Annotated in this window: 8 protein-coding genes; 1 reads left to right on the top strand and 7 read right to left on the bottom strand. The window is 54.7% G+C overall.

What is annotated here, in order from left to right; genetic code table 11:
• From BVC71_RS15250 to iolG, 6 genes are all read right to left on the bottom strand, one after another.
• On the bottom strand, positions 1 to 566 hold a 566-nt coding region (locus BVC71_RS15250; RefSeq protein WP_240516887.1), incomplete at its 3' end, for a PfkB family carbohydrate kinase.
• Positions 567 to 569: 3 nt separating this feature from the next.
• Positions 570 to 1682: a Gfo/Idh/MocA family protein gene (locus BVC71_RS15245; RefSeq protein ID WP_086452565.1), complete on the bottom strand. Its 1113-nt coding sequence runs from the start codon at positions 1680 to 1682 to the stop codon at positions 570 to 572.
• Between the two features lie 66 nt (positions 1683 to 1748).
• Positions 1749 to 2528: an ATP-binding cassette domain-containing protein gene (locus tag BVC71_RS15240; RefSeq protein ID WP_086452564.1), complete on the bottom strand. Its 780-nt coding sequence runs from the start codon at positions 2526 to 2528 to the stop codon at positions 1749 to 1751.
• 1 nt (position 2529) lies between these two features.
• Positions 2530 to 3636 carry an ABC transporter permease gene (locus BVC71_RS15235; protein WP_086452563.1) on the bottom strand — a complete coding sequence of 369 codons (1107 nt, stop codon included), beginning with the start codon at positions 3634 to 3636 and terminating at the stop codon, positions 2530 to 2532.
• Between the two features lie 62 nt (positions 3637 to 3698).
• A complete protein-coding gene (locus tag BVC71_RS15230) occupies positions 3699 to 4622 on the bottom strand; it encodes a sugar ABC transporter substrate-binding protein (RefSeq protein ID WP_086452562.1) in 924 nt (307 codons plus the stop codon).
• 111 nt (positions 4623 to 4733) lie between these two features.
• Entirely contained in the window at positions 4734 to 5726 is a 993-nt protein-coding gene (iolG, locus tag BVC71_RS15225) for an inositol 2-dehydrogenase (protein WP_086452561.1), read from the bottom strand.
• Positions 5727 to 5941: 215 nt separating this feature from the next.
• Between iolG and BVC71_RS15220 the strand changes: the two genes are divergently transcribed.
• A complete protein-coding gene (locus BVC71_RS15220; protein WP_086452560.1) occupies positions 5942 to 6955 on the top strand; it encodes a LacI family DNA-binding transcriptional regulator in 1014 nt (337 codons plus the stop codon).
• Between the two features lie 75 nt (positions 6956 to 7030).
• Here BVC71_RS15220 and BVC71_RS15215 read toward each other — a convergent pair.
• Positions 7031 to 9595: OmpA family protein (locus BVC71_RS15215; RefSeq protein ID WP_165767794.1), on the bottom strand; the 2565-nt coding region annotated here is incomplete at its 5' end.

Here is a 9595-nt window from a genome sequence, read left to right as displayed (position 1 = left end):
CTTTCGACAAAGCGGCTTTCGCCGTCGCCGTGGCCCGCAACGCCCCACAGGTTCGGACGGTAATCGATGTCCAGCGCCGTGCGCGCACCGAATTCACGCGCCAGTTTCAGCGCCTTGATCGTCGCTGCCTCGGTCTGCGGGTTCGACAGGTGGGTACCCGTCGCAACGACCGACCGCGCGCGTTCGATAAACGCAGGATCAATGTCGTCTTCGCACAGCGCCATGTCAGCGCAGTTTTCGCGATAGAAAATCAGCGGGAACTGGTCTTCGTCGCGGATGCCCAAAATCACCAGCGCCGTCAGACGCTCTGGATCGGTGACAACACCATCAACATTCACGCCTTCGCGGACCAACTGTTCGCGGATGAAACGGCCCATGTGTTCGTCGCCAACACGGGTGATCAGCGCCGTCTGCAGACCCAAACGGGACGTGCCGCACGCGATATTCGTCGGCGAGCCGCCAATATATTTCTCAAAGGACCCCATGTCCTCCAAACGCCCACCAATCTGAGATCCATACAAATCAACCCCAGCTCGACCGATCGTAATTACGTCAATATCTTTCATGGTTTATCCAATCGTCACTCGGCGCCCGTTCGAGGCCGCCATCGCGTGAATAATGTGTTCAATTTGAAGGCCTTGAACAAAATCGGGGCCACGGTTCGGGCCACCAGCGATCGCGCGCAGCAGATCGCGGGCCTCGATCGTTTTTTGTTCGTTAAAGCCAAAATTATGCCCCGGTGCAGGGCAGAATGCGGTGAAATCTGGCTGGTCAGGGCCCGTTAGGTGCCGCATAAACCCATCGGTTCCGGCGGTGTGGACCCACAGTTCGTTCATGTTTTCCTGATCGAATACAATCGATCCTAGCGTGCCGTGAATTTCCCACTGCAAACGGCATTTGCGGCCCCGCGCCACGCGCGAACTACAGAATGATCCTTGTGCGCCGGACGCAAATTCGACCATCGCAACAACACTATCTTCGTTTTCAACCGGTTTCATACCGTCTGGCGACGGGCGCTGCGCAACCACTGTTTGGGTTAGGGCCGTCACCGAAGACACATCGCCCATCAGTTCGGTCATCTGCGCCACCATATGGCAGCTCAAATCGCCCAAGACGCCCAAACCGCCGTGTTCTTTGGTGTTGCGCCAATTCCACGGGATCGTTGGGTCGGCGCTGTAATCTTCGTCATAGACACCGCGGAAACTGTGGACTTCGCCCAAATCGCCATTAGCGATCATTGCGCGGGCAGCCTGAAAAGCGGGACTGCGTAAATAGTTGTACCCAAGCATAGTCTGCTGGTTTGGTAGACTGGCGGCTAGACCAGTCATCGCTTCGGCATCGGACAAGGTCAGCGCCATCGGTTTTTCCAGCCATACGTGTTTACCTGCACGCAGTGCGGCCTCTGCCATTGGACGGTGCAGGCCGTTAGGCGAAGTGATCGACACAACATCGACGGCGGGATCGGCGATAGCGGCTTCCCAATCGTCGGTGCCTTGTTCAAACCCCCACGATCCCGCTAGCGCGGTTGCGGCCTCTGCGTTCGCGTCACACAGCGTTGCCAAACGCGGACGCGCGCCGCCGAAAACCGTAGAGACATTGTTCCACGCCATCGCGTGGCATTTACCCATGAAACCCGTGCCGATAACGGCAACACCTAACGAAACATTTGGCATATGATCCATCATTCGCTCCGTTCATAAAATCAAGCGCGGGCGACGCCGTAGCGGCATGTCGCCCGCGAGGGAGGATTAGATGGTACCGCCCAACGATCCTTCGAGTTGAGCAAGCTCTTGGCCGCCTGCCATTAGGTCCTGCAGCTCAGGCGCTGTGATTTCACCTTTGACGGCAGTGCCCAAGGTCTGACCACGGTTCAGCACAGTGAAACGATCCCCCACGGCCAGCGCGTGACGCACGTTGTGGGAAATGAACACGACGCCTACGCCTTGGGCGCGCACACGGTCAATGGTGGACAAAACGTTCGATGTTTGACGCACGCCCAAAGCTGATGTTGGTTCGTCCAAAATCAGAACCTTGGCCCCGAAATATACCGCACGCGCAATCGCAACTGTTTGGCGTTCACCGCCGGACAATGTGCCAACGGCCTGATCCGGTGCACGCAGATTGATGCCCATTTTGCGCATCTCTTCCATGCAGATTTCGTTGGCGGCGTCGATGTCGAACCGTTTCATGATACCGCGACCTTTGGTCGGTTCGCGGCCCATGAAAAAATTGCGGGTGACGCTCATCAATGGGATCATCGCAAGGTCCTGAAACACGGTGGCAATGCCTGCCTCCATCGCGTCGCGAGGGGATCCGAATTCCAGAGGTTTACCTTCGAACGTGATCGAACCAGCGGTTGGTTTATGCACGCCCGACATCGTTTTGATAAAGGTCGATTTACCTGCGCCGTTGTCGCCCAATAGGCAGTGACATTCACCAGGGGTCACATCAAAGGTCACACCGTTCAACGCGATCACGTTGCCAAAGTGTTTTTTGATGCCTTCCATATGGATAATAGGTTTGGTCATATCAGCGCTCCCCGGTTACGCGTTTGCGGATCACGTTGTTGAACACCACAGCCAGCAATAGCATGCCGCCCAAGAACACTTGGAACCAGTCTTGGTCAAAGTTGGTATAGGTCAGGCCGATGGTCACCATGCCAAAGATGATCGCGCCAAAGAATGCGCCGATTGCCGAACCATAGCCACCCGTCAACAGACAGCCGCCAATAACTGCGGTGATGATGGCTTCGAATTCTTTCATGAAACCACGGCGGGCATCGGTAGAACCTGCATCGATCACAGTGATGATCGCGACCAGCGCAGCAGCCATTGCCGTCACCATAAACAAAGAGATTTTGACCTTTTTCACAGGAACACCGGAATTCGATGCCGCGTTTGAATCGCCGCCCGTAGCGAAGACCCAGTTACCAACTGGCGTGCGCAGCAGGACATAGGTCGCGATCAGCGCCAGCGCGATAAACCACAGGATCTCAACAGGAATACCTGGAACCTTTGGTGCGCCATTGCGGAAGGTTTCGACGAGACCAACAGACGCCATCCACGTAAACAGGCCTGATAATGCATCGCCCGAAAACAGGGTCAGCAGTGGGTCGCCTTCGACCGCGTCACGAACACCGCGCAGCTGTGTGGACCCGCCCGAGAAAATCTTTAGCCCGACAAGCGACATACCGCGCAAGATAAACAGACCCGCCAAGGTCACGATGAAAGATGGCAAACCCGTGCGGATCACGATCGACCCGTTCACGCCGCCGATTGCCGCCGCTGCAGCCATGGTCAGCGGGATCGCAAAAACCAGCGGCAGACCCATGTTCACCACCAACACGCCAAAGATCATACCCGCAAAGGCCACCATCGAACCGATCGACAGGTCAAATTCGCCGCCGATCATCAACATCGCAGCCGCGATGCCCAGAATACCCAACTGCGCCGCAGGTGTCATAAAGTTCATAATGCCAGACAGCGTGAACATCGCGCTATCGGCTGTAATCACAAAGAAAACCGTCACAAGGATGACGCCGCCAATCGCGCCAAGTTCGGGGCGTTTCATCAGTTTTGTTGCGAATGACTCGGCCTTTATCCGTTCGTCATTTCCCGCGGGGGCGTCTGTTGCCATGTAAGTTTCCTCCCAGTTTATGGTGTCGGGCCGCACCTGATGCGCGGCCCGACGATGTTGAATTAGCGGATGCCTTGTGCCGACAGTTCGATCACTTGGGCTGCGCTATCTTGGGTCACCAGATTTGGACCCGATGGCACGTTGCCACCTGGCATCAGGCCGAATTCTGCGTTCAGCGCTAGGAAAGCGACTGGCAGATAGCCTTGCAGGAACTGCTGCTGGTCGATTGCGAATGCTGCGTCACCGTCAGCGACTGCCTGTAGGAAACCAGCCGACAGGTCGAAGGATGCAACCAGAACGTCATCGCGGCCCAGTGCTTTGACCGCTGCAACTGCAGGTTCACCAACCAGCGATGCGCCCAGACCCAGAACGGTGTCTACATCAGGGTCGGAATCCAGCGCTGCGCGCACTTTGGATTCAACCTCTGCGGGGTCGTTTTGGGTTGGGATCACGGTGACCTCTTGGCCGAAACCAGCTGCAAAACCTTCGCAACGCAGGTCTAGCGATACGTTACCGACTTCTTGGTTCACACAGATGCCTTTGGTGCCGCCCATTTGCGCCAGACGTTCACCCGCAGCCAGACCAGCGTCATATTCGGACTGACCAACGTGCAGCAGCGCACCCAGTTCTTTCGCAACGTCCGAACCCGAGTTCATCGAGATCACAGGAATGCCAGCAGCAACCGCACGTTCGATCGATGGCCCCAGCGCATCTGCGTCAGGGATCGATACAACCAGACCATCAGGTTCTTGGTTTACGGCAGCGTCGATCAGCTGGCTCATTGCGACCATGTCAAAAGTTTCTGGCGAGCGGAATTCGACGTTTGCGCCGGTATCTTCGCCTGCTTTTTGAACACCGTTTTTCACAACCGACCAGAATGGGTCGTTTGCCTGACCATGAGCCACAACGATGATGTCGGCGGCCATGGCTGGCGCTGCGACAGCAACAGCCGCAGCGGTCGCAACAGTAGCTAGAAATTTATTCATTAGGTTCTCTCCTCCCTAGGTTTGAATGACATGCGGACATGCCACTTGGATCGCGCGCGATTGCGCACGATTTCGGATGCACGCCGCATTCTGCGGCGCACAAATCAGTCGTCAGTAGCTGACGTCGACGGCTTGACCTGATTCAAAACTTTCGGTCGCAGCCTCGGCCATCGCCAGTACAGCGATACCGTCCTCGAGTGTTACTGGCATATCGGTGCCGTCCAACACGGCCGAAACGAATGCTTCCCACTCTGCCGCATAGGCAGGCATGTAACGTTCAAGGAAGAAATAGGTTGGTTTTGCGGATACAACGCCGGCCGTCGTCGATTTCACAACTGTATTTTCCAGCATGTTCTGCGCTTGAAGCAGACCTTCGGAGCCCAGCAGTTCAACCCGCTGATCATATCCGTACACAGCGCGTCGGCTGTTTTTAATGACTGCGATACGGCCATCAGCGTAGGTCATGGTAACAACGGCGGTGTCTACGTCACCAGCTTCGCCGATTTCAGGATCCACGATCGAGGATCCGACCGCACGTACCGAAACGGGGCGATCGCCCATCAGGAAATTAGACATATCAAAATCGTGGATCATCATGTCCCGGAACAATCCGCCCGACACTTTGATATACGAAACAGGGGGCGGCGCAGGGTCAAACGATGTGACCGACAGCAACTCTGCCTTACCGACTTCGCCTGATACCAACGCACCGCGCACCGCGGCAAAGTTCGGATCGAAACGGCGATTGAAACCGATCATCACAGGTTTGCCGGTCGTCGACGCAGCGGCCAGACACTTCTTGGCACGATCTAGCGACAGATCAACAGGCTTTTCGCACAACACGGCTTTGCCTGCCGCGGTTGCTGCCTCGATCAAGTCGGAATGCGTGTCAGTGGAAGACGCAACCAGCACCGCATCAATGTCGTCATCGTTCAAGATATCTTCGACGGAACGAGCATCTGCCCCGTGTTCAGCGGCCAATTTTTCTGCGGCCTGCGCATAGACGTCTGCGACGGCAACCAGCGTCGAACGCGGGTTACCCGCGATGTTCACAGCGTGCACTTGTCCAATCCGGCCAGCGCCCAGCAACCCAACTTTAAGCATGTCTTCCTCCCAGTGAAGCGACTCGACTTTGCGCTTCGTTGAGATGATTCATACGACTTTTGCACACGCGTGCAACATATTTTTGCTCACGGGTGCATTTTTGATCTATTAGTCAAATATGAAACACCACGACACAATATTACCGAACGCCTATTTTCCTTTGAATTACGGTAAGATCACGGTAAAACCGAACGCCAACGAATAGGAGCCGTCACGTGACCACCCAACCTAAAACCGCAAATATTACAGCCGATGATGTGGCGATTGCGGCGGGTGTGTCACGTTGGACCGTGAACCGGGCGTTTAAAAAAGACGCGTCAATTTCACCGAAAACGCGCGACAAGGTGATGAAAATTGCCGAAGAAATGGGGTACATTCCAGATTTGCGCGCGGCATCTTTGGCATCGGATCGATCAAATCTTGTCGCCTTATTAGTCGATGATTTTTCGAACCCACATAAACTTGTCATGTTGGAGCGCCTGACAACTGCCATGCGAAGCCGTGGTTGGGACACGTTGCTCGTCAACACATTAGATGCAAATGACACCGCCCCTGCCCTGATGCATGCTAGTCGGCGGCGAGTCGATGCGTCGATCCTTATCGGCCTTCAATTTGATGACGACGTATTGGAAACCGTTCAAAAAGCACACAACATCAAGAAACTGATTATTTTTGCGCGCCGATCCGAACAAGAAAATACAATTTCGATCTGCGTAGATGATCGCCAGGCGACTTTGGAAATCGCAAACTATGTTGCGGACAAAGGATACAAAAAACCATTCTACGTAGCAGGCCCGCGCACAACATCCGCACATCTATCACGCAAAGAAACCTTTGCGGAATATTGGTCCAATACATTTGGCACCGATGTCCAAAGCTTGGCCGTTGGTGCGTATGACTCGATCCTCGCCACAAATGCGGTGCAGACTCGATTTGCAAATGTACCAAGCGACGGATTGCCTGACATTTTAGTCTGTGAAAACGACGCGATTGCCATGGGTGCGATCGATGCTGTCCGCCATCACCTAGGTCTGCGCGTTCCCGAAGATATCGCCGTTTTCGGCTTTGACGATGTACCCCAAGGCGCAAGTCCAAACTATCGGCTTAGCACCTATCGCCAGCCGATGACCGACATGGCCAATTATCTGGTCGACGTTTTAGAAAGCAATGATACGACGAATATGGACCGTCAATTCATCGGCACCCTAATCATCCGCGAAAGCGCATAATCGCCACTCAAACAATCGCCAGTAAAAAAGGCGCCCAGTCTGGGGCGCCTTTTGTATTTTCCGTTTGGGTCGCGTTTAGAAATCAATCTCCAACGCGCCACCCACGTTCGCTTTGCCTCGCGATGTTAGCCCAGCGTCACCGCTAATGGTGCCAAAGCCCAGATCTCGTTCGATGCTAACGGTCATGGATCCAAAGGAATATCCATCGCCCCATTCACTATCCAGCTCTAGCGCATAGGACAGTTCGTTGTCATCGCCAGCCGTTTCGATGCCAATCGACGCGCCGTATCCACAAACACCAGACATCGATCCCATCGATTGATAACAAGCAACGCGAGGATTGATCCACAGGTTCGCACGGCCGTCGTTGATCAGCTGATCTGCTCGCAATTCTGCGAAAGCACGTCCGCCTGTGATGGCATCCAATTCCAGCCCCCCCGCTTGTGATAGACCGCCCAGTTCGGCAACAACATCGACATCAGCACCTGGTGTGTAGACCGCATCGAAACCGATACGCGGAGCTAAAGTGGTGGTGCCAATCTCAACTTCGCCCGACAACGCCGCACCGGCAAAGCCTGCGATATATTGGTATTCGCCAGTTGCCGCGATTGTTCCGTCGGCACGATCAAAGTTCAGATCGAATTCATGGCGACCTACCGCTGCACCCAGATAGTAATCCAAGAACAGATTACGATCCAAACGGTTCGCACCATAGATGCCCGCGTTCAAACCCAAACCACTGATTTCACCAGTAGCCAGACGCGTCACATCCGACTGGGAACTGTACATGCCCACAAAATAGCCAAAGACACTTTCATCTCCTTTGTACTGCTCACGGCGGTACGACAGGTTGATCATGCTTTGCGTCTGGCCTTGTTCTGTGTCGATGTAGGATAGCGATCCTTCGTAAACTTCGCGGCGATCGGTGATGCAATCATGCGCATCGCTGACAAAGCTTCCGTTCGCATTCATACCGTTTTCGTCTGCATTCGCGCTGAACGCACGGGACAGATTAAAGCGGTTTTCACATGTACCGGCATAGGTTTCATCCGCACCTTCGATCGGACGGAATTCGACGCGGCGGTTACGTGCTTTGCCTTCTTCCGTGTCATTCGAAGCGATCGGTTCACGTTCACCGTAACCGCGCGCAACATAGCCAGATGTATCGACACCGCGCGCCGTCAGCGCAGCCAAAACTGCAACGACACGGCGTTGGCTAAGGTCGATGTTATAGGCATCCGATGCATCGCTGTCGGTGTGACCCGCGATTTCAAACGCGCCATCTGGGCAAGTCGATAGTATCAGCGCCAAAGCATCTAAAACAGGATCACTTTCGGGTTTGATAATCGCTTTGTCCGTATCGAACAGGATATTTTCCGCAATCAACAGGGCGTTAACGTCCGCAGTACAGGTGTTGTTCGACCGGCGACGCAACTGGTTCGCCGCATCAGCAGAATAGCCACTGATCTGACGGCTTTGCATTGTTAGCGTGTTGGCCAAATCCTCTTGCAGAATAGTCTTAAGGTCCTCTTCGATATTATCGATCAACGCCGTTGGGCCATCTACGACAACCATCTCGACCTCAGCAGTCGAACAATTGGTCGGGTTCGCAACTTCGCAAATTTCATAGACCAACGTGTAGGTGCCGGGTGTTGTCCCAGCAGCGACCGTAATGGTGCCATCCGCGTTCAAAGTAATCGATCCCGCAGCAGGAGCCGGCGCTGTGATTGTCGTAACATCAACCAAAGCAGGATCGGAAATCACCTCACCATCCAAAGTATCGTTGTCCAAGACCGAAGCTGCCGAAGTCGCACCAGTCAAACCATCCAGTACGATGCCATCATCGTCATTTGCCGTGATACCCACCGCTGGCAACACAGAAACAGACAGCGTCGCTTCATTCGAGGTCCGGCCTGCGACGTCAGAAATGACATAGGCAGCAGGTGTGGGCGTCCCGGAAAAACCAGCAGCAGGTGTGAACATAACCATGCCAGAGTTTGGGTTCACGGACCATTCACCTTCGCCTGGAACAGTTAGCGTTTTACCATCGCTCGCAAGCGTCGCACCCGCAGGCGCATTCGATCCGGTCAATATCACCGAAGTCGGATCCAATGGGAAATCACCTTCGTCATTCACCATAGGATTAATCATCACCGGACCGGGATCGGTTGGTGCCGCAGTATCGTCCGTGGCTTCTGGTGTACTTCCATAAGTCACGCTTACAGTAGCAGGGTTTGAAACGTTCCCGTCATTATCCGCTACTGTGTAAGGCGCCGGTGTCGCATCACCAACCATCCCCGACTCCGGCGTAAAGGTGATTGCGCCCGTTGTCGCATTCACGGTCCACACACCTTCACCCGGCACGGTCAAGGTCTTACCGTCAGCGGACAAAATCGACCCAGATGGTGCACCCACTCCAGTCAACACAACCGAGGCAGGGTCCAATGTGCCATCTGCGTCAATGTCGTTTGCCAGCGGCTCAACCGTCAAAGGCACCAATGTATCACTGTTAACAGTATCGTCACCCGCAACGGGCACATCGCCGTAGTCAATCGACAGCGCCGCCACATTCGATGTGTTGCCGTCATTGTCGTCAACCGTATAGCCGATCGCCGTCGGATCTCCGGTGAACCCAGCCTC

The organism is Marivivens niveibacter, assembly GCF_002150005.2.
Taxonomy (GTDB): Bacteria; Pseudomonadota; Alphaproteobacteria; order Rhodobacterales; family Rhodobacteraceae; genus Marivivens; species Marivivens niveibacter.
This window is presented reverse-complemented; position numbering and strand designations above follow the sequence as displayed.

Coding starts and splice junctions, on each gene's coding strand:
- BVC71_RS15240 (WP_086452564.1), bottom strand. CDS start 2,528: ATGACCAAACCTATTATCCATATGGAAGGCATCAAAAAACACTTTGGC.
- BVC71_RS15230 (WP_086452562.1), bottom strand. CDS start 4,622: ATGAATAAATTTCTAGCTACTGTTGCGACCGCTGCGGCTGTTGCTGTC.
- BVC71_RS15235 (WP_086452563.1), bottom strand. CDS start 3,636: ATGGCAACAGACGCCCCCGCGGGAAATGACGAACGGATAAAGGCCGAG.
- iolG (WP_086452561.1), bottom strand. CDS start 5,726: ATGCTTAAAGTTGGGTTGCTGGGCGCTGGCCGGATTGGACAAGTGCAC.
- BVC71_RS15245 (WP_086452565.1), bottom strand. CDS start 1,682: ATGGATCATATGCCAAATGTTTCGTTAGGTGTTGCCGTTATCGGCACG.